General features: G+C 67.8%; 1 protein-coding gene. It reads left to right on the top strand.

Annotated elements, in window-relative coordinates; translation table 11 throughout:
* Window positions 1-301: autotransporter outer membrane beta-barrel domain-containing protein (locus NTD82_RS08605; protein WP_262128455.1), on the top strand; the 301-nt coding region annotated here is incomplete at both ends.

The raw sequence follows: 301 nt of genomic DNA, 5'->3' as shown, positions 1-301 counted from the left end.
CCCGAACGACCCGCTACTGCAGGCCCTGCTCAACACCGACGAAGCGCAACTGACCCAACTGGCCGAGCAACTGTCGCCAGAAGTGAACGGCGGCGCCACCCAGGCTGCAACCACCAGCCAGAGCCTGGTCAGCAACGTCACCGGCAGCCGCACCAGCAGCCTGCGCGGCGCGTCGTCCGGCGAAGGCTTCAAGGAAGCCGGCGTCTGGGTCCAGAGCCTGTACAGCGACGCCTCGCAAGACCTGCGTGACGGCGTGGCCGGCTACAACGCCTACAGCCGCGGTATCGCCGTAGGTGCCGAT

It is taken from the genome of Pseudomonas sp. 5P_5.1_Bac1 (genome assembly GCF_025466015.1).
Classification (GTDB): domain Bacteria; phylum Pseudomonadota; class Gammaproteobacteria; order Pseudomonadales; family Pseudomonadaceae; genus Aquipseudomonas.
The sequence above is the reverse complement of the archived record's forward strand: the minus strand, read 5'-3'. Positions and strand labels throughout refer to the sequence as shown.